This window comes from Citrobacter sp. TBCS-15 (genome assembly GCF_005280815.1).
GTDB lineage: Bacteria > Pseudomonadota > Gammaproteobacteria > Enterobacterales > Enterobacteriaceae > Citrobacter > Citrobacter werkmanii.
In genome coordinates this window covers 1-15962 of record NZ_SZWK01000287.1, presented here as the reverse complement: position 1 = coordinate 15962, position 15962 = coordinate 1, and the positions used below count along the sequence as shown (strand labels likewise).

The window sequence follows — 15962 nt, the reverse complement described above, 5'->3', positions numbered from 1 at the left end:
TCCGCTATTTGTCGTTGATCTTCTGTAGCAGCTTATCTGCGTATTCGCCGTGTAAAAACTCGGTGCTAAGTCCAGCTTGTCGAAGTTTTAGCTTCAGTAGCGACAACCGACGACTGACTTCCTGATAACTGGGATCATCTTTGCGGATCCCCGCGAGTATTTCAAGCAGTTGGATTGCCTCTCTGCGCTGCTCAAGCTCAGGTGGAAGACAACCTGCATTTTTTAATAAACGGTATCCGGCCCGAAGTTCTGGCGGAATATGGGAATCATCATCAAGCGTAAGCGGTTCGCCTGTACCAGGTAAATCATCAAACTCGCCTTTAGACTGTGCAGCAATAATATGGCGCTCTGCCCACTGGTCCAGTAACCACATATAACGCTCCAGGGGATGAACAAAAAGAGTACAGATATTGTAGATAAGTGGGGATAGGGCGGATATAAAAAAACCCGCCGAGGCGGGTTTTTTTACGTTACTACAGATTACTCTGCAGCAGCTTCTGTTTTCTCTGAACGATCAACCAGCTCGATGTATGCCATCGGCGCGTTGTCGCCTGCACGGAAACCACACTTCAGAATGCGAGTGTAACCACCGGCGCGGCTCGCGAAACGCGGGCCCAGTTCGTTAAACAGTTTTGCCACGATCTCGTTATCACGAGTACGGGCGAATGCCAGACGACGATTAGCTACGCTATCAGTCTTGGCAAGAGTAATCAGCGGCTCAACTACGCGACGCAGCTCTTTCGCTTTCGGCAGAGTCGTCTTGATGATTTCATGACGAACCAGTGAACCTGCCATATTGCGGAACATAGCCTGGCGATGGCTGCTGTTGCGGTTCAGTTGACGACCACTCTTACGATGGCGCATGACCTTATCCTTCTCAGTAAAACCTTAACCTGTGATCCGGTTACTCGTCAGCGATGCTTGCCGGTGGCCAGTTTTCCAGGCGCATGCCCAGAGACAGTCCACGGGAAGCCAGCACGTCTTTAATCTCAGTAAGAGATTTTTTACCAAGGTTAGGCGTCTTAAGAAGCTCAACCTCAGTACGCTGTACCAGATCACCGATATAGTGGATAGCTTCTGCTTTGAGGCAGTTAGCAGAGCGGACAGTCAATTCCAGATCGTCAACAGGGCGCAGCAGGATCGGATCGAATTCTGGTTTCTCTTCTTTAACTTCCGGCTGACGTACATCACGTAAGTCAACAAAAGCTTCCAGTTGTTCAGCCAGAATGGTTGCCGCACGACGAATCGCCTCTTCAGGATCGATTGTGCCGTTGGTTTCCATTTCGATGACCAGCTTGTCCAGGTCGGTACGCTGTTCTACACGCGCTGCTTCAACATTGTAGGCAATACGCTCTACAGGGCTGTAGCATGCGTCGACCAGCAGACGGCCGATTGGGCGCTCATCTTCTTCCGAATGAATTCGGGTAGAAGCCGGCACATAACCACGACCGCGCTGAACTTTGATGCGCATACTAATAGATGCGTTCTCATCGGTCAGGTGGCAGATCACGTGCTGTGGCTTGACGATTTCGACATCACCATCATGGGTAATGTCGGCTGCAGTCACAGGGCCAATGCCAGATTTATTCAAGGTAAGAATAACGTCATCTTTACCCTGAACTCTCACCGCCAGCCCTTTCAGGTTGAGCAGGATTTCCAGGATATCTTCCTGAACGCCTTCTTTGGTGCTGTACTCATGTAGTACACCATCAATCTCAACCTCGGTCACCGCGCAACCCGGCATCGATGAGAGCAGAATACGGCGCAGTGCGTTACCCAAAGTATGGCCAAAGCCACGCTCTAAAGGCTCAAGGGTCACCTTGGCGTGCGTCGAACTCACTTGCTCGATATCTACCAGGCGCGGTTTTAGAAACTCTGTCACAGAACCCTGCATTGTGTCCTCTCTTTGGTACTAAGCTTTACTTGGAGTAAAGCTCGACGATCAGGTGTTCGTTAATGTCCGCAGACAGATCAGAACGCTCCGGCTTACGCTTGAACGTACCTTCCATCTTGCCAGCATCAACTTCCAGCCAGGTTGGCTTTTCACGCTGCTCAGCCAGCTCCAGAGCGGCTTTCACGCGAGACTGCTTCTTCGCTTTCTCACGAATGCTAACAACGTCATTCGGACTAACCTGATAAGAAGCGATGTTAACAACACGACCGTTTACCATAATTGCTTTATGGCTGACCAGCTGACGTGCTTCTGCACGAGTGGCACCGAAGCCCATACGGTATACAACGTTGTCCAGACGACCTTCCAGCAGACCCAACAGGTTTTCACCGGTGTTGCCTTTCAGACGTGCTGCTTCTTTGTAGTAGTTACGGAACTGACGCTCCAGCACACCATAGATACGGCGAACTTTTTGCTTTTCACGCAACTGCACACCATAGTCAGACAGACGCGGTTTACGCGCACCGTGCTGGCCAGGAGCTTGTTCAATTTTACACTTGGTATCGATCGCGCGAACGCCAGACTTAAGGAATAAGTCAGTGCCCTCACGACGGCTCAGCTTGAGCTTAGGACCCAAATATCTTGCCATTTTCTTTCTCCAACAATCCTAGAAACGACAGCGTTATACGCGACGTTTTTTCGGCGGACGACAACCGTTATGAGGGATCGGAGTCACATCAGTAATATTAGTGATGCGGAAACCAGCGGCGTTCAGAGCACGAACAGTAGATTCGCGACCTGGACCCGGTCCTTTGACCATAACTTCCAGATTCTTGATACCGTATTCTTTTACGGCTTCAGCGCAACGCTCTGCTGCAACCTGAGCTGCAAACGGAGTGGATTTGCGAGAACCACGGAAACCGGAACCACCGGCTGTTGCCCAACCCAGTGCGTTACCCTGACGATCAGTAATGGTAACGATGGTGTTGTTAAAAGAAGCATGGATATGAGCCACGCCGTCAGAGACTTGTTTTCTTACACGTTTACGTGCACGAATTGGTGCCTTTGCCATTATTCAATCACCCCGATTATTTCTTGATCGGTTTGCGCGGACCCTTACGGGTACGTGCGTTGGTCTTGGTACGCTGACCGCGAACCGGGAGACCACGACGATGACGCAAACCGCGATAGCAACCAAGGTCCATAAGGCGCTTGATGCTCATGCTAACTTCACGGCGCAGATCACCTTCAACGACAAATTTGGCAACTTCGTCACGCAGCGTGTCGATTTGTTCTTCAGACAGCTCACTGATCTTAACATCTTCAGCGATACCCGCTGCAGCCAGAATGGCTTTAGAACGGGTCTTGCCGACGCCGTAGATCGAAGTTAATGCGATCACAGCATGTTTCTGATCAGGAATGTTAATGCCTGCTATACGGGCCACTATGCACTCCTACTATTTAATATGTACGCACCATGCTGAAAAGCCCGTTTTCAGGATACTCAAATGGAAACGCACAGACATACAAAAGATTGGCTGGCTAATCTAGCCAGCTCAACCCAACTTTGCAAGAAAAATATGCGAATAAATCAGCCTTGGCGCTGTTTATGCTTCGGCTCGGCACTGCAAATCACACGGATGACACCATCACGCTTAACGATTTTGCAGTTACGGCATAATTTCTTGACGGAAGCACGAACTTTCATTTTTACTCTCCGTAACTTCTCGGGCGACTGTTAACGGCCGTAGCCTTTCAGATTCGCCTTCTTCAATGCAGACTCGTACTGACTTGACATCATCAGAGTTTGCACTTGAGCCATAAAGTCCATAATCACGACAACAACGATAAGCAGTGAGGTCCCACCAAAGTAGAACGGTACTTTCATTGCATCACGCATGAACTCCGGGATCAGGCAGATAAAGGTAATGTAGAGCGCACCAACCAAAGTCAGGCGGGTCATTACTTTATCGATATACTTCGCCGTTTGCTCTCCCGGACGAATTCCTGGTACAAATGCACCGGACTTCTTCAGGTTATCTGCTGTTTCACGCGGGTTGAAAACCAACGCCGTGTAGAAGAAACAGAAGAATATGATTGCAGACGCATAGAGTAACACATAAAGCGGTTGCCCAGGCTGCAAATACAGCGAAATTGTTGTCAGCCAGTTCCAACCAGTCCCGCCCCCGAACCATGACGCGATGGTCGCCGGGAACAGAATAATACTGGAAGCGAAGATTGCCGGGATTACCCCCGCCATATTCACTTTCAGCGGTAAATGTGTGCTCTGTGCAGCATAGACACGACGACCTTGCTGACGTTTCGCGTAGTTTACCACAATACGGCGTTGACCACGCTCAACAAATACAACAAAGAACGTCACTGCAAATACTAATACTGCAACCAACAGCAACACGAGGAAGTGCAGGTCGCCTTGACGCGCTTGCTCGATAGTATGGGCAATGGCTGGCGGGAGTCCCGCAACGATACCGGCGAAGATAATGATTGAGATACCGTTGCCGATACCACGTTCAGTAATCTGTTCGCCCAACCACATCAGGAACATAGTCCCTGTAACCAGACTTACAACAGCGGTGAAATAGAATGCAAAGCCTGGATTCATTACCAGGCCCTGCATACCAGGCATATTCGGCAGACCGGTAGCAATACCGATCGACTGGAATATTGCCAGCACCAGAGTACCGTAGCGGGTGTACTGGCTGATCTTACGACGACCAGACTCCCCTTCTTTCTTAATTTCTGCCAGCGTTGGGTGAACCACCGTCAGCAGCTGGATAATGATCGACGCCGAGATATACGGCATGATCCCCAGAGCAAAGATAGAAGCACGGCTGAGAGCACCACCAGAGAACATGTTAAACATTTCAATGATGGTGCCTCGCTGTTGCTCAAGCAGTTTGGCAAGTACAGCGGCATCAATACCAGGGATCGGAATGAAAGAGCCAATACGGAACACAATAAGCGCACCGATTACAAACAGCAGTCTGCGTTTCAGCTCGCCTAAGCCACCTTTGGCACTTTGAAAATCTAATCCCGGTTGTTTAGCCATCTGCTACTTATTCCTCGATTTTACCGCCAGCAGCTTCGATAGCAGCACGAGCGCCTTTAGTAACACGCAGGCCACGAACAGTTACCGGAGTAGTGACTTCACCAGCCAGGATCACTTTCGCGAACTCGATCTGGATACCGATAATGTTAGCTGCTTTCAGCGTGTTCAGGTCTACAATACCGCCTTCAACTTTAGCCAGGTCAGACAGACGAACTTCGGCTGTAATCGCTGCTTTACGTGAAGTGAAGCCGAATTTCGGCAGACGACGGTACAGAGGCATCTGACCACCCTCGAAACCGCGACGTACGCCACCGCCAGAACGAGACTTCTGACCTTTGTGACCACGACCACCGGTTTTACCGAGGCCAGAACCGATACCACGACCCAGGCGTTTACCCGCCTTTTTGGAGCCTTCGGCCGGAGACAGAGTATTTAAACGCATCTCTTACTCCTCAACTTTAACCATGAAGGAAACCGCGTTGACCATACCACGAACAGCAGGAGTATCCTCGCGTTCTACGGTGTGACCAATACGACGCAGACCCAGGCCAAGCAGCGTTGCCTTGTGTTTCGGCAGACGACCGATTGCACTGCGGGTTTGAGTAATTTTAATAGTCTTTGCCATGGTTTATTTCCCCAGAATTTCTTCAACGGATTTACCACGCTTGGCAGCGACCATTTCCGGAGATTTCATATTTTCCAGACCGTCGATAGTTGCACGAACCACGTTAATCGGGTTGGTGGAACCATACGCTTTAGCCAGAACGTTACGAACTCCAGCGACTTCCAGAACGGCGCGCATTGCACCACCGGCGATGATACCGGTACCTTCGGAAGCCGGCTGCATGAATACACGAGAACCCGTGTGAGTACCCTTAACCGGGTGCTGCAGGGTGCCGTGGTTCAGCGCGACGTTAATCATATTGCGACGGGCTTTTTCCATCGCTTTCTGGATCGCTGCTGGAACTTCACGCGCTTTACCGTAACCAAAACCAACGCGACCGTTACCATCGCCAACTACAGTCAGAGCTGTGAAGGAGAAAATACGACCACCTTTAACGGTTTTAGATACGCGGTTTACCGCGATCAGCTTTTCCTGCAGTTCGCCAGCTTGTTTTTCGATGTGAGCCATCTTACACCTCTACCTTAGAACTGAAGGCCAGCTTCACGGGCAGCATCTGCCAGTGCCTGGACACGACCATGATATTGGAACCCGGAACGGTCAAAGGACACATCTTTGATGCCTTTTTCCAGAGCGCGTTCGGCGACAGCTTTACCCACAGCTGCTGCAGCGTCTTTGTTACCGGTGTACTTCAGTTGTTCAGCGATAGCTTTTTCTACAGTAGAAGCAGCTACCAGAACTTCAGAACCGTTCGGTGCAATTACCTGTGCGTAAATATGACGCGGGGTACGATGTACCACCAGGCGAGTTGCGCCCAGCTCTTTGAGCTTGCGGCGTGCGCGGGTCGCACGACGGATACGAGCAGATTTCTTATCCATAGTGTTACCTTACTTCTTCTTAGCCTCTTTGGTACGCACGACTTCGTCGGCGTAACGAACACCCTTGCCTTTGTAAGGCTCAGGACGACGGTAGGCGCGCAGATCTGCCGCAACCTGACCGATCAGCTGTTTATCAGCGCCTTTCAGCACGATTTCAGTCTGAGTCGGACATTCTGCAGTGATACCTGCCGGCAGCTGATGATCAACTGGATGAGAGAAACCTAAAGCCAGGTTTACTACATTCCCTTTGACCGCTGCACGATAACCTACACCAACCAGCTGCAGCTTCTTAGTGAAGCCTTCGGTAACACCGACAACCATTGCATTCAGCAGGGCACGCGCGGTACCAGCCTGAGCCCATCCATCTGCGTAACCATCACGCGGACCGAAGGTCAGTGCATTATCTGCATGATTTACTGCAACAGCATCGTTGAGAGTACGAGTCAGCTCGCCGTTTTTACCTTTGATCGTAATAACCTGACCGTTGATTTTTACATCAACGCCGGCAGGAATAACGACCGGTGCTTTAGCAACACGAGACATTTTTTCCTCCGATTAGGCTACGTAGCAGATAATTTCGCCACCAAGACCAGCCTGGCGCGCTGCACGATCAGTCATAACACCTTTAGAGGTAGAAACAACTGCGATACCCATGCCAGCCATAACTTTCGGCAGCTCGTCTTTACGCTTATAAATGCGCAGACCTGGGCGACTGACACGCTGAATGCTTTCTACAACAGCTTTACCCTGGAAATACTTAAGAGTAAGTTCCAGTTCCGGCTTGGTGTCGCCTTCAACTTTAAAATCTTCAATAAAACCTTCTTCCTTCAGCACGTTGGCAATTGCCACTTTCAGCTTGGAGGAAGGCATGGTGACCGCAGCTTTATTCGCGGCCTGACCGTTACGGATACGGGTCAGCATATCCGCGATCGGATCTTGCATGCTCATCTGTCTTTACTCCCGTGATTCAATTGGTAATTACCAGCTAGCCTTTTTCAAGCCTGGTACTTCACCGCGCATTGCGGCTTCACGCAGTTTGATACGGCTCAACCCGAACTTGCCCACATAGCCATGCGGACGACCTGTTTGACGGCAGCGGTTACGCTGACGGGACGGGCTGGAATCACGCGGCAGAGACTGCAGCTTCAGAACTGCGTTCCAACGATCTTCGTCGGTCGCGTTCACATCAGAGATAATAGCTTTCAGTTCAGCGCGTTTTGCGAAGTACTTATCAGCTAAAGCTACGCGCTTTACTTCGCGTGCTTTCATTGATTGCTTAGCCATTCAGTAACCCTACCTTACTTGCGGAACGGGAAGTCAAAGGCAGCCAGCAGAGCACGGCCTTCTTCGTCAGATTTCGCAGTAGTGGTAATGGTAATATCCAAACCACGCACGCGGTCGACTTTATCGTAGTCGATTTCTGGGAAGATGATCTGCTCACGGACACCCATGCTGTAGTTACCACGGCCATCGAATGACTTAGCGGACAGGCCACGGAAGTCACGGATACGTGGAACAGCAATAGTGATCAGACGCTCAAAGAACTCCCACATGCGTTCGCCACGCAGAGTTACTTTACAGCCGATCGGATAGCCCTGACGGATTTTGAAGCCTGCAACTGATTTGCGTGCTTTGGTGATCAGCGGTTTTTGACCGGAGATTGCTGTCAGGTCAGCTGCTGCGTTATCCAGCAGTTTCTTGTCAGCGATCGCTTCACCAACACCCATGTTCAGGGTGATCTTCTCGACCCGAGGGACTTGCATGACAGAATTGTAGTTAAACTCAGTCATGAGTTTAGCGACTACTTCGTCTTTGTAGTAATCATGCAGTTTCGCCATCGTACTACTCCAAATTACTTGATAGTTTCGCTGTTAGATTTGAAGAAACGGACTTTTTTGCCGTCTTCGAATCTAAAGCCTACACGGTCAGCCTTGCCGGTTGCCGCGTTGAAGATTGCAACGTTAGAAACCTGAATAGCAGCTTCTTTTTCAACGATGCCGCCTGGTTGGTTCAGAGCCGGAACCGGCTTCTGGTGTTTCTTAACCAGGTTGATACCTTCAACAATGAGCTTGCCGGAAGACAAGACATTCTTAACTTTACCGCGTTTACCTTTATCTTTACCGGTTAACACGATAACTTCGTCATCACGACGGATCTTCGCTGCCATGATTCGCTCCTTAGAGTACTTCTGGTGCCAGAGAGATAATTTTCATGAACTTCTCGTTACGAAGTTCACGAGTTACCGGCCCAAAAATACGCGTACCGATAGGTTGCTCGCTGTTATTGTTTAAAATAACGCATGCATTACCATCGAAGCGAATGACAGAACCGTCCGGGCGACGAACACCCTTCTTGGTGCGCACCACTACCGCCTTCAGCACATCACCTTTTTTGACCTTACCACGCGGAATTGCTTCCTTGATGGTGATCTTGATGATATCGCCGACGCCTGCGTAGCGACGGTGCGAGCCACCCAGAACCTTGATACACATTACGCGACGTGCACCGGAGTTGTCGGCGACGTTCAGCATAGTCTGTTCTTGGATCATTTTAGTGCTCCGCTAATGTCAACTACTACTGAGACCCGAAAATCAGGTCGTTAAAAAAGCCCCATATCGGGGGCGCGGCATTATAACACCGCTCAAACGATATGGGTAGAAAAAATAAACGGCTCATCGCTGAGCCGTTTATTCGTTGAGAATGCCTACTGTATTACAGAACGGCTTTCTCTACAACGCGAACCAGCGTCCAGGACTTAGTCTTGGACAGCGGACGGCATTCGCGGATTTCAACCACGTCACCAGTACCGCATTCGTTGTTCTCGTCATGTACGTGCAGTTTGGTCGTACGCTTAATGAATTTACCGTAGATCGGGTGTTTCACAAAACGTTCGATAGCAACAACGATGGATTTCTCCATTTTATCGCTAACAACGCGACCTTGCAGAGTACGGATTTTATCGGTCATTACGCACCCGCCTTCTCAGTCAGTAAAGTCTTAACGCGTGCGACATCACGACGCACTTGCTTCAACAGGTGAGACTGTTGCAGCTGGCCACTTGCAGCCTGCATACGCAGGTTGAACTGCTCACGCAGCAGATTCAGCAGCTCGGTGTTCAGCTCTTCAACACTCTTCTCACGCAGCTCTTTTGCTTTCATTACATCACCGTCTTAGTTACAAAGGTGGTTTTAATCGGCAGTTTCGCTGCTGCCAGCTTGAATGCTTCACGGGCCAGCTCTTCCGGTACGCCGTCCATTTCATACAGGACTTTACCCGGCTGAATCAAGGCAACCCAATACTCTACGTTACCTTTACCTTTACCCATACGCACTGCCAGCGGCTTTTCAGTGATCGGTTTGTCCGGGAATACACGGATCCAGATCTTACCTTGACGCTTAACTGCACGGGTCATAGCACGACGTGCTGCTTCGATCTGACGGGCAGTCAGACGACCACGGCCAACAGCTTTCAGACCGAAGCTGCCGAAGCTAACATCCGCGCCAGCAGCCAGACCGCGGTTACGGCCTTTGTGCATTTTACGGAATTTTGTACGCTTTGGTTGTAACATCAGCGACGCTCCTTATTTACGGCCTTTACGCTGCTGCTTTTTAGGTTGCGCAGCCGGTTTTTCCGGTTGTTCAACAGCAGCCATACCACCCAGGATCTCGCCTTTGAAGATCCACACTTTAACGCCGATTACACCGTAAGTGGTGTGCGCTTCAGAGGTGTTGTAGTCGATGTCAGCACGCAGAGTGTGCAGCGGTACGCGACCTTCGCGGTACCATTCGGTACGTGCGATTTCCGCGCCGCCCAGACGGCCGCTAACTTCAACTTTAATACCTTTAGCGCCCAGACGCATTGCGTTCTGTACAGCACGCTTCATAGCACGACGGAACATAACGCGACGTTCCAGCTGAGAAGTGATGCTGTCAGCAACCAATTTTGCGTCCAGTTCAGGCTTACGCACTTCGGCGATATTGATCTGGGCAGGAACGCCAGCAATATCAGCTACGACTTTGCGCAGTTTTTCTACGTCTTCGCCTTTCTTACCGATAACGATACCCGGGCGAGCGGTGTGAATGGTCACACGGATGCTCTTAGCCGGACGCTCGATAACGATACGAGATACAGACGCTTTAGCCAGTTCCTTAGTCAGGTACTGACGTACTTTAAAATCGCTGTCCAGGTTGTCAGCGAATTCTTTGGTGTTCGCAAACCAGGTTGAGTTCCATGGTTTTACAATACCCAGGCGAATACCATTAGGATGTACTTTCTGACCCATTGCTAGTCTCCAGAGTCTCAGCGATCGGACACAACCACAGTAATGTGGCTGGTGCGCTTCAGGATGCGATCTGCACGACCTTTTGCACGCGGCATAATGCGCTTCATGCTCGGGCCTTCGTCTACGAAAATTTTCGTAACTTTCAGATCGTCAATGTCAGCGCCATCGTTGTGTTCAGCGTTAGCAATGGCAGATTCCAGGACTTTCTTAACCAATACAGCCGCTTTCTTATTGGTGTAGGTCAGAATATCCAGAGCCTGCGACACTTTCTTACCGCGAATCAGGTCTGCAACAAGGCGAACCTTCTGAGCAGAAGAACGAGCATGGCGATGTTGAGCTAAAGTTTCCATCTCTTCCTCCTACCTTATTTCTTCTTCGCTTTTTTATCAGCAGCGTGGCCGCGATAAGTACGAGTCGGTGCGAATTCACCCAGTTTGTGGCCGACCATTTCGTCGGAAACAAATACCGGAACGTGCTGACGACCATTATGGACAGCGATGGTCAAACCGATCATGTTAGGAAAGATCGTTGAACGACGGGACCAAGTGCGCAGGGGCTTCTTGTCTCCGCTTTCCACCGCTTTCTCTACCTTCTTCAGCAAGTGCAGGTCAATAAAAGGACCTTTCTTGAGAGAACGTGGCATGGCTTATCCTCTAAAATTATTTGCTACGGCGACGTACGATGAATTTATCAGTACGCTTGTTGCTGCGGGTCTTCTTACCTTTGGTCTGAACGCCCCACGGAGTTACCGGGTGCTTACCAAAGTTACGACCTTCACCACCACCATGTGGGTGATCGACTGGGTTCATCGCAGTACCGCGAACGGTAGGACGAACACCACGCCAGCGTGCAGCACCTGCTTTACCCAGAACGCGCAGCATATGCTCAGCATTGCCAACTTCGCCCAGAGTTGCACGGCAGTCTGCTTCGACTTTACGCATTTCACCAGAACGCAGACGCAGGGTGACATAAGCACCATCACGAGCAACGATCTGAACGTAAGTACCAGCGGAACGTGCCAGCTGACCGCCTTTACCTGGTTTCATTTCTACGTTATGAACGGTAGAACCAACCGGGATATTGCGCATCGGCAGGGTGTTACCTGCTTTGATTGCAGCATCAACGCCAGACTGAATCTGGTCGCCAGCTTTCAGGCCTTTAGGGGCCAGGATGTAACGGCGTTCACCGTCTTTGTACAGAACCAGCGCGATGTTCGCGGAGCGGTTCGGATCGTACTCAAGACGTTCAACAATTGCTGGGATACCGTCTTTGTTGCGTTTGAAGTCAACAATACGATAAGCCTGCTTGTGACCACCACCGATGTGACGAGTGGTGATACGGCCATTGTTGTTACGACCACCGGATTTGCTGTTTTTTTCAACCAGCGGAGCAAAAGGTTTGCCCTTGTGCAGCTCTGGGTTGACCACTTTAACAACGTGGCGACGACCCGGAGATGTCGGTTTACATTTAACAACTGCCATTGTATTACTCCTCCGACTTACTCAGCGCCGCCGACGAAGTCCAGATTCTGGCCTTCCTTCAGGGTGACGTAAGCTTTTTTCCAGTCGCTACGACGACCGATACGCTGTCCGTGACGTTTAACTTTCCCTTTAACTACCAGGGTGTTAACGACTTCGACTTCGACTTCAAACAGTTTCTGCACAGCAGCTTTGATTTCTGCTTTGGTCGCGTCTTTAGCAACTTTGAGAACGATGGTGTTAGTTTTTTCCATCGCAGTAGACGCTTTTTCAGAAACGTGCGGTGCGCGAAGCACCTTCAGCAGACGTTCTTCACGAATCATGCCAGCATCTCCTCAACTTGCTTAACAGCATCAGCAGTCATTACGACTTTGTCGAAGGCGATCAGGCTAACCGGGTCGATACCAGTTGCATCGCGTACGTCAACCTTGTGCAGGTTGCGCGCAGCCAGGAACAGGTTTTCGTCCAGCTCACCGGTGATGATCAGCACATCTTCCAGAGCCATGTCTTTCAGTTTCTGTGCCAGCAGCTTAGTTTTAGGCGCTTCAACAGAGAACTTCTCGACAACGATCAGACGATCCTGACGTACCAGTTCGGACAGAATGCTTTTCAGCGCGCCGCGGTACATCTTCTTGTTAACTTTTTGACTGTGGTCCTGCGGGCGAGCAGCGAAGGTTACGCCACCTGAACGCCAGATCGGGCTCTTGATAGAACCTGAACGCGCACGGCCGGTACCTTTCTGGCGCCACGGCTTTTTGCCTGAACCAGTTACTTCAGCACGAGTCTTCTGAGCACGAGTACCCTGACGAGCACCAGCTGCATAAGCAACAACAACCTGGTGAACCAGCGCTTCGTTGAAATCACGACCGAAGGTAGTTTCGGAAACAGTCAGCGCGCTCTGCGCGTCTTTCAATACTAATTCCATTGCTATCCCCTTACGCCTTCACAGCTGGTTTAACGATCAGGTCGCAACCGGTCGCACCCGGAACACCACCTTTAACCAGCAGCAGGTTGCGCTCAGCGTCAACACGTACTACGTCCAGGCTCTGAACGGTTACACGTTCGTTGCCCAGCTGACCTGCCATTTTCTTGCCTTTGAACACTTTGCCCGGAGTCTGGTTCTGACCGATAGAACCCGGAACGCGGTGAGACAAGGAGTTACCGTGAGTAGCGTCCTGGGTACGGAAGTTCCAGCGCTTAACGGTACCAGCGAAACCTTTACCTTTAGAGGTACCGGTTACGTCAACTTTTTTAACGTCAGCAAACAGTTCAACGCTAATGTTCTGACCAACGGTGTATTCTTCACCATCTGCCAGACGGAACTCCCACAGGCCGCGGCCAGCTTCTACGCCAGCTTTAGCAAAGTGGCCAGCTTCCGGCTTAGTTACACGGTTAGCTTTTTTAGCACCGGTGGTAACCTGAACAGCGCGGTAGCCGTCGTTAGCCAGATCTTTAACCTGAGTAACGCGGTTTGCTTCAACTTCGATAACGGTTACTGGGATAGAGACGCCATCTTCAGTGAAGATGCGGGTCATACCCACTTTTTTACCGACTAAACCAATCATTGTATCAACCTCTCAATCGCTCGATGACCTGATTAACCCAGGCTGATCTGCACGTCTACACCGGCAGCCAGGTCCAGACGCATCAGAGCATCAACGGTTTTTTCAGTTGGCTCAACGATGTCAACCAGACGCTTGTGAGTACGGATCTCGTACTGATCACGCGCGTCTTTGTTAACGTGCGGAGAGATCAGAACGGTGAAACGCTCTTTGCGGGTCGGCAGCGGGATCGGACCACGAACCTGCGCACCAGTGCGCTTGGCAGTCTCGACGATTTCCGCGGTTGATTGATCGATCAGACGATGATCAAACGCTTTCAAACGGATACGGATTCTTTGGTTCTGCATGAGACCAGAGCTCCAATTATTTTATAAACGAAATAGTTACTCCTCAAACCCATTACGATTGATGGGAGAGTGTAACCGTTCTTACAGAGTTCCCCGATTGGGAACATTGTCTGGTATTGCTTTCGCAGTACCGGTGGCTCATATCGAACCGCTGTCAATATTAGACAAGCCCGCGCATTATACGTAAATCTCAGCCTGACGCAAGTGCCGCATAGAAATTAATCACTCCGTCATGGAATGCGTGCCCCCTTCCACTCTCACTGTATGCGCTGTTATGGATTGCGATTTCTCTGGAAGAAGGTTTACTTAACTCGAATTTCGGTCTTGTACAACCTTGATGTTTAGCGGAGGGTGGCCTCTTTTCATACGAGGCTAACCTATGTATATCGACCTTCCCTTTGTGCTGATTTATGCAGGGTTATCGGGATTGCTCTGGTTTGAGGATTTACGCACTGGCCTATTACCCGACAAATTTACCTGCCCTCTTTTGTGGGGTGGCCTTATTTATCATCAGTGCTGCAGACCGGCGCAGTTATCCGACGCGCTTTGGGGTGCCGTAGCGGGTTATGGGGTATTTGCTTTGTTCTATTGGGGGTATCGTCTGATATGCCGTCAGGAAGGATTAGGCTTTGGTGATGTCAAATTTCTTGCCGCCCTGGGCGCCTGGCATCGCTGGGACGCATTACCGTTGCTGGTCTTGCTTGCCGCCAGCCTGGCCTGCTGTATGACCGGGATTGCCTGGGTTAAACATGGGAGAAAGGTATTAAAAAACCCGCTGCCTTTTGGACCCTATCTGGCGGCTGCGGGTTTTATTATTGGCGGGATTGGTCTAATCCAGGGCGGTTAGTCGCTGACTTTAATTTGCGATTGCAGATAGTTTTGCAAACCAAGTTTTGCAATCAGGTCCAGCTCCGTTTCGAGCCAGTCAATATGCCCTTCTTCTTCAGTCAGGATCTCAATCATCATGTCCCGGCTGACGTAGTCATGAACGCTATCAGCATAGGCAATGGCTTCACGTAAGTCTTTCGCGCCATCCAGTTCGAGCCGAAGATCCGATTGCAGCATCTCTTCAACGTCTTCACCTATGCCTAACTTGCCAAGATCCTGTAGGTTTGGGATCCCTTCCAAGAATAAAATACGCTCGATGTATTTATCGGCGTGTTTCATCTCATCTATAGACTCATGGTACTCGACATCATTGAGGCGCATCAGGCCCCAGTTTTTGAACATTCTCGCGTGGAGAAAGTATTGGTTGATTGCGACAAGCTCATTTCCCAATAGTTTATTGAGATAATTTATGATTTTAACATCACCTTTCATTTTATAGTCCCTCCGCTTCCACTCTTAGAGCGTAGATGGGGCTACCGGGATGTCAAAAAAAAGAGTGTGACTTAGGCGATCTCTTTAAATTCTGGCATTTGAGTTAATTCATCCTGCATGACTTCACGGGCAGCGCGAATGCACTTACCACATTGATTTCCCACAGGAATAAATTTACGTAATTGCTGAAAGGACTGAGGTTGAAACTGGCGAACAGCCTGACGAATTTTTTTATCACTTATCGCATTACACAAACAAACGTACATGATCGCTCCCGTTCAATTTCTGTGCAAAGTGTAAATGAGAATAGTTATGATTACAATAGCACAACGCTATTTACGCGGCGGGAGAATGAATAAAAAATGCGAATAAATATGACAGCAGCTAAACAGCAAGCAGCAAAAAGGGCGCCGAAGCGCCCTTTTTAAGCTCAAAGCTAATTAATTAATAATTAGCTCATTACTTTAGCAACAACGCCCGCACCTACAGTACGGCCGCCTTCACGGATTGCG

Annotated in this window: 32 protein-coding genes; 1 reads left to right on the top strand and 31 read right to left on the bottom strand. The window is 50.0% G+C overall.

All coding sequences use genetic code 11. The features are described 5' to 3' along the window. Nucleotides 1-4: 4 nt before the first annotated feature. The 29 genes from FDW96_RS15595 to rpsJ all read right to left on the bottom strand — a co-directional run bounded on the left by FDW96_RS15595 (nt 5) and on the right by rpsJ (nt 14130). The gene (locus FDW96_RS15595) at nt 5-373 is read right to left on the bottom strand and encodes a DUF1992 domain-containing protein (RefSeq protein ID WP_137365927.1); all 369 of its coding nucleotides are present in this window, start codon (nt 371-373) and stop codon (nt 5-7) included. Between the two features lie 107 nt (nt 374-480). Next, on the bottom strand, nt 481-864 hold the full coding sequence (gene rplQ / locus FDW96_RS15590; RefSeq protein ID WP_001216370.1) for a 50S ribosomal protein L17: 384 nt from the start codon (nt 862-864) through the stop codon (nt 481-483). 40 nt (nt 865-904) lie between these two features. Then, nucleotides 905-1894 (bottom strand): DNA-directed RNA polymerase subunit alpha, encoded by a 990-nt coding sequence (locus FDW96_RS15585; RefSeq protein ID WP_003031139.1) that lies wholly within the window; start codon nt 1892-1894, stop codon nt 905-907. Nucleotides 1895-1919: 25 nt separating this feature from the next. After that, nucleotides 1920-2540 carry a 30S ribosomal protein S4 gene (gene rpsD, locus FDW96_RS15580; RefSeq protein ID WP_003031138.1) on the bottom strand — a complete coding sequence of 207 codons (621 nt, stop codon included), beginning with the start codon at nt 2538-2540 and terminating at the stop codon, nt 1920-1922. Nucleotides 2541-2573: 33 nt separating this feature from the next. After that, a complete protein-coding gene (rpsK, locus tag FDW96_RS15575) occupies nt 2574-2963 on the bottom strand; it encodes a 30S ribosomal protein S11 (protein ID WP_003031137.1) in 390 nt (129 codons plus the stop codon). Nucleotides 2964-2979: 16 nt separating this feature from the next. Continuing rightward, nucleotides 2980-3336: a 30S ribosomal protein S13 gene (gene rpsM / locus FDW96_RS15570; RefSeq protein WP_003031135.1), complete on the bottom strand. Its 357-nt coding sequence runs from the start codon at nt 3334-3336 to the stop codon at nt 2980-2982. Between the two features lie 146 nt (nt 3337-3482). Then, nucleotides 3483-3599 (bottom strand): 50S ribosomal protein L36, encoded by a 117-nt coding sequence (gene rpmJ / locus FDW96_RS15565; protein WP_000868187.1) that lies wholly within the window; start codon nt 3597-3599, stop codon nt 3483-3485. Nucleotides 3600-3629: 30 nt separating this feature from the next. Then, nucleotides 3630-4961: a preprotein translocase subunit SecY gene (gene secY, locus FDW96_RS15560; RefSeq protein WP_001118864.1), complete on the bottom strand. Its 1332-nt coding sequence runs from the start codon at nt 4959-4961 to the stop codon at nt 3630-3632. Nucleotides 4962-4968: 7 nt separating this feature from the next. Next, complete coding sequence (gene rplO / locus FDW96_RS15555; protein WP_042002878.1) at nt 4969-5403, bottom strand: 50S ribosomal protein L15; 435 nt, start codon at nt 5401-5403, stop codon at nt 4969-4971. 3 nt (nt 5404-5406) lie between these two features. Further along, on the bottom strand, nt 5407-5586 hold the full coding sequence (gene rpmD / locus FDW96_RS15550; RefSeq protein WP_001140434.1) for a 50S ribosomal protein L30: 180 nt from the start codon (nt 5584-5586) through the stop codon (nt 5407-5409). Nucleotides 5587-5589: 3 nt separating this feature from the next. Then, nucleotides 5590-6093, bottom strand: a complete 504-nt coding sequence (gene rpsE / locus FDW96_RS15545) for a 30S ribosomal protein S5 (protein ID WP_003031131.1) — start codon at nt 6091-6093, stop codon at nt 5590-5592. A gap of 14 nt (nt 6094-6107) precedes the next feature. Further along, nucleotides 6108-6461, bottom strand: coding sequence for a 50S ribosomal protein L18 (gene rplR, locus FDW96_RS15540; protein ID WP_000358956.1), 354 nt, complete (start codon nt 6459-6461; stop codon nt 6108-6110). 9 nt (nt 6462-6470) lie between these two features. Next, the gene (gene rplF, locus FDW96_RS15535) at nt 6471-7004 is read right to left on the bottom strand and encodes a 50S ribosomal protein L6 (RefSeq protein ID WP_006687355.1); all 534 of its coding nucleotides are present in this window, start codon (nt 7002-7004) and stop codon (nt 6471-6473) included. 12 nt (nt 7005-7016) lie between these two features. After that, nucleotides 7017-7409 (bottom strand): 30S ribosomal protein S8, encoded by a 393-nt coding sequence (gene rpsH, locus FDW96_RS15530; RefSeq protein WP_003031127.1) that lies wholly within the window; start codon nt 7407-7409, stop codon nt 7017-7019. Between the two features lie 30 nt (nt 7410-7439). Next, on the bottom strand, nt 7440-7745 hold the full coding sequence (gene rpsN, locus FDW96_RS15525; RefSeq protein WP_003031125.1) for a 30S ribosomal protein S14: 306 nt from the start codon (nt 7743-7745) through the stop codon (nt 7440-7442). A gap of 14 nt (nt 7746-7759) precedes the next feature. Continuing rightward, the gene (gene rplE / locus FDW96_RS15520) at nt 7760-8299 is read right to left on the bottom strand and encodes a 50S ribosomal protein L5 (protein ID WP_003031123.1); all 540 of its coding nucleotides are present in this window, start codon (nt 8297-8299) and stop codon (nt 7760-7762) included. A gap of 14 nt (nt 8300-8313) precedes the next feature. Beyond that, nucleotides 8314-8628 (bottom strand): 50S ribosomal protein L24, encoded by a 315-nt coding sequence (gene rplX, locus FDW96_RS15515; RefSeq protein WP_004106345.1) that lies wholly within the window; start codon nt 8626-8628, stop codon nt 8314-8316. A 10-nt stretch (nt 8629-8638) separates the two neighbouring features. Then, nucleotides 8639-9010 (bottom strand): 50S ribosomal protein L14, encoded by a 372-nt coding sequence (gene rplN / locus FDW96_RS15510; protein WP_000613954.1) that lies wholly within the window; start codon nt 9008-9010, stop codon nt 8639-8641. A gap of 163 nt (nt 9011-9173) precedes the next feature. Beyond that, on the bottom strand, nt 9174-9428 hold the full coding sequence (gene rpsQ / locus FDW96_RS15505; protein WP_003031120.1) for a 30S ribosomal protein S17: 255 nt from the start codon (nt 9426-9428) through the stop codon (nt 9174-9176). Continuing rightward, the gene (gene rpmC, locus FDW96_RS15500) at nt 9428-9619 is read right to left on the bottom strand and encodes a 50S ribosomal protein L29 (protein WP_000644742.1); all 192 of its coding nucleotides are present in this window, start codon (nt 9617-9619) and stop codon (nt 9428-9430) included. Before rpmC ends, rpsQ begins: the two co-directional genes overlap by 1 nt. Continuing rightward, nucleotides 9619-10029: a 50S ribosomal protein L16 gene (gene rplP / locus FDW96_RS15495; protein ID WP_000941208.1), complete on the bottom strand. Its 411-nt coding sequence runs from the start codon at nt 10027-10029 to the stop codon at nt 9619-9621. The genes rpmC and rplP overlap by 1 nt, the downstream gene beginning before the upstream one ends. A 12-nt stretch (nt 10030-10041) precedes the next feature. Next, the gene (gene rpsC, locus FDW96_RS15490; protein WP_000529945.1) at nt 10042-10743 is read right to left on the bottom strand and encodes a 30S ribosomal protein S3; all 702 of its coding nucleotides are present in this window, start codon (nt 10741-10743) and stop codon (nt 10042-10044) included. 17 nt (nt 10744-10760) lie between these two features. Next, nucleotides 10761-11093: a 50S ribosomal protein L22 gene (gene rplV / locus FDW96_RS15485; protein ID WP_000448832.1), complete on the bottom strand. Its 333-nt coding sequence runs from the start codon at nt 11091-11093 to the stop codon at nt 10761-10763. 14 nt (nt 11094-11107) lie between these two features. Beyond that, on the bottom strand, nt 11108-11386 hold the full coding sequence (gene rpsS / locus FDW96_RS15480; protein WP_001138115.1) for a 30S ribosomal protein S19: 279 nt from the start codon (nt 11384-11386) through the stop codon (nt 11108-11110). A gap of 16 nt (nt 11387-11402) precedes the next feature. After that, nucleotides 11403-12224 (bottom strand): 50S ribosomal protein L2, encoded by an 822-nt coding sequence (rplB, locus tag FDW96_RS15475; RefSeq protein WP_042312092.1) that lies wholly within the window; start codon nt 12222-12224, stop codon nt 11403-11405. Between the two features lie 17 nt (nt 12225-12241). Then, entirely contained in the window at nt 12242-12544 is a 303-nt protein-coding gene (gene rplW, locus FDW96_RS15470; RefSeq protein WP_000617546.1) for a 50S ribosomal protein L23, read from the bottom strand. Then, nucleotides 12541-13146 carry a 50S ribosomal protein L4 gene (gene rplD / locus FDW96_RS15465; RefSeq protein ID WP_000424395.1) on the bottom strand — a complete coding sequence of 202 codons (606 nt, stop codon included), beginning with the start codon at nt 13144-13146 and terminating at the stop codon, nt 12541-12543. Before rplD ends, rplW begins: the two co-directional genes overlap by 4 nt. 10 nt (nt 13147-13156) lie before the next feature. Continuing rightward, the gene (rplC, locus tag FDW96_RS15460) at nt 13157-13786 is read right to left on the bottom strand and encodes a 50S ribosomal protein L3 (RefSeq protein WP_003031117.1); all 630 of its coding nucleotides are present in this window, start codon (nt 13784-13786) and stop codon (nt 13157-13159) included. Between the two features lie 32 nt (nt 13787-13818). Beyond that, the gene (gene rpsJ / locus FDW96_RS15455; RefSeq protein ID WP_001181005.1) at nt 13819-14130 is read right to left on the bottom strand and encodes a 30S ribosomal protein S10; all 312 of its coding nucleotides are present in this window, start codon (nt 14128-14130) and stop codon (nt 13819-13821) included. A 379-nt stretch (nt 14131-14509) separates the two neighbouring features. Here rpsJ and FDW96_RS15450 point away from each other — a divergent pair, with 379 nt between their 5' ends. After that, nucleotides 14510-14977, top strand: a complete 468-nt coding sequence (locus FDW96_RS15450) for an A24 family peptidase (protein ID WP_042312089.1) — start codon at nt 14510-14512, stop codon at nt 14975-14977. Here FDW96_RS15450 and bfr read toward each other — a convergent pair. Both bfr and bfd read right to left on the bottom strand, forming a co-directional pair. Further along, a complete protein-coding gene (gene bfr / locus FDW96_RS15445; RefSeq protein WP_042312088.1) occupies nt 14974-15450 on the bottom strand; it encodes a bacterioferritin in 477 nt (158 codons plus the stop codon). The two genes, FDW96_RS15450 and bfr, sit on opposite strands and share 4 nt — an antisense overlap. 71 nt (nt 15451-15521) lie before the next feature. Further along, entirely contained in the window at nt 15522-15716 is a 195-nt protein-coding gene (gene bfd, locus FDW96_RS15440; RefSeq protein ID WP_006687360.1) for a bacterioferritin-associated ferredoxin, read from the bottom strand. Nucleotides 15717-15962 lie beyond the last annotated feature (246 nt).

What these genes read in the sequence shown, in the direction of transcription:
- FDW96_RS15595 (WP_137365927.1), bottom strand. Translation starts at nt 373, where the DNA reads ATGTGGTTACTGGACCAGTGGGCAGAGCGCCATATTATTGCTGCACAG.
- rplQ (WP_001216370.1), bottom strand. Translation starts at nt 864, where the DNA reads ATGCGCCATCGTAAGAGTGGTCGTCAACTGAACCGCAACAGCAGCCAT.
- FDW96_RS15585 (WP_003031139.1), bottom strand. Translation starts at nt 1,894, where the DNA reads ATGCAGGGTTCTGTGACAGAGTTTCTAAAACCGCGCCTGGTAGATATC.
- rpsD (WP_003031138.1), bottom strand. Translation starts at nt 2,540, where the DNA reads ATGGCAAGATATTTGGGTCCTAAGCTCAAGCTGAGCCGTCGTGAGGGC.
- rpsK (WP_003031137.1), bottom strand. Translation starts at nt 2,963, where the DNA reads ATGGCAAAGGCACCAATTCGTGCACGTAAACGTGTAAGAAAACAAGTC.
- rpmJ (WP_000868187.1), bottom strand. Translation starts at nt 3,599, where the DNA reads ATGAAAGTTCGTGCTTCCGTCAAGAAATTATGCCGTAACTGCAAAATC.
- secY (WP_001118864.1), bottom strand. Translation starts at nt 4,961, where the DNA reads ATGGCTAAACAACCGGGATTAGATTTTCAAAGTGCCAAAGGTGGCTTA.
- rplO (WP_042002878.1), bottom strand. Translation starts at nt 5,403, where the DNA reads ATGCGTTTAAATACTCTGTCTCCGGCCGAAGGCTCCAAAAAGGCGGGT.
- rpmD (WP_001140434.1), bottom strand. Translation starts at nt 5,586, where the DNA reads ATGGCAAAGACTATTAAAATTACTCAAACCCGCAGTGCAATCGGTCGT.
- rpsE (WP_003031131.1), bottom strand. Translation starts at nt 6,093, where the DNA reads ATGGCTCACATCGAAAAACAAGCTGGCGAACTGCAGGAAAAGCTGATC.
- rplR (WP_000358956.1), bottom strand. Translation starts at nt 6,461, where the DNA reads ATGGATAAGAAATCTGCTCGTATCCGTCGTGCGACCCGCGCACGCCGC.
- rplF (WP_006687355.1), bottom strand. Translation starts at nt 7,004, where the DNA reads ATGTCTCGTGTTGCTAAAGCACCGGTCGTTATTCCTGCCGGCGTTGAT.
- rpsH (WP_003031127.1), bottom strand. Translation starts at nt 7,409, where the DNA reads ATGAGCATGCAAGATCCGATCGCGGATATGCTGACCCGTATCCGTAAC.
- rpsN (WP_003031125.1), bottom strand. Translation starts at nt 7,745, where the DNA reads ATGGCTAAGCAATCAATGAAAGCACGCGAAGTAAAGCGCGTAGCTTTA.
- rplE (WP_003031123.1), bottom strand. Translation starts at nt 8,299, where the DNA reads ATGGCGAAACTGCATGATTACTACAAAGACGAAGTAGTCGCTAAACTC.
- rplX (WP_004106345.1), bottom strand. Translation starts at nt 8,628, where the DNA reads ATGGCAGCGAAGATCCGTCGTGATGACGAAGTTATCGTGTTAACCGGT.
- rplN (WP_000613954.1), bottom strand. Translation starts at nt 9,010, where the DNA reads ATGATCCAAGAACAGACTATGCTGAACGTCGCCGACAACTCCGGTGCA.
- rpsQ (WP_003031120.1), bottom strand. Translation starts at nt 9,428, where the DNA reads ATGACCGATAAAATCCGTACTCTGCAAGGTCGCGTTGTTAGCGATAAA.
- rpmC (WP_000644742.1), bottom strand. Translation starts at nt 9,619, where the DNA reads ATGAAAGCAAAAGAGCTGCGTGAGAAGAGTGTTGAAGAGCTGAACACC.
- rplP (WP_000941208.1), bottom strand. Translation starts at nt 10,029, where the DNA reads ATGTTACAACCAAAGCGTACAAAATTCCGTAAAATGCACAAAGGCCGT.
- rpsC (WP_000529945.1), bottom strand. Translation starts at nt 10,743, where the DNA reads ATGGGTCAGAAAGTACATCCTAATGGTATTCGCCTGGGTATTGTAAAA.
- rplV (WP_000448832.1), bottom strand. Translation starts at nt 11,093, where the DNA reads ATGGAAACTTTAGCTCAACATCGCCATGCTCGTTCTTCTGCTCAGAAG.
- rpsS (WP_001138115.1), bottom strand. Translation starts at nt 11,386, where the DNA reads ATGCCACGTTCTCTCAAGAAAGGTCCTTTTATTGACCTGCACTTGCTG.
- rplB (WP_042312092.1), bottom strand. Translation starts at nt 12,224, where the DNA reads ATGGCAGTTGTTAAATGTAAACCGACATCTCCGGGTCGTCGCCACGTT.
- rplW (WP_000617546.1), bottom strand. Translation starts at nt 12,544, where the DNA reads ATGATTCGTGAAGAACGTCTGCTGAAGGTGCTTCGCGCACCGCACGTT.
- rplD (WP_000424395.1), bottom strand. Translation starts at nt 13,146, where the DNA reads ATGGAATTAGTATTGAAAGACGCGCAGAGCGCGCTGACTGTTTCCGAA.
- rplC (WP_003031117.1), bottom strand. Translation starts at nt 13,786, where the DNA reads ATGATTGGTTTAGTCGGTAAAAAAGTGGGTATGACCCGCATCTTCACT.
- rpsJ (WP_001181005.1), bottom strand. Translation starts at nt 14,130, where the DNA reads ATGCAGAACCAAAGAATCCGTATCCGTTTGAAAGCGTTTGATCATCGT.
- FDW96_RS15450 (WP_042312089.1), top strand. Translation starts at nt 14,510, where the DNA reads ATGTATATCGACCTTCCCTTTGTGCTGATTTATGCAGGGTTATCGGGA.
- bfr (WP_042312088.1), bottom strand. Translation starts at nt 15,450, where the DNA reads ATGAAAGGTGATGTTAAAATCATAAATTATCTCAATAAACTATTGGGA.
- bfd (WP_006687360.1), bottom strand. Translation starts at nt 15,716, where the DNA reads ATGTACGTTTGTTTGTGTAATGCGATAAGTGATAAAAAAATTCGTCAG.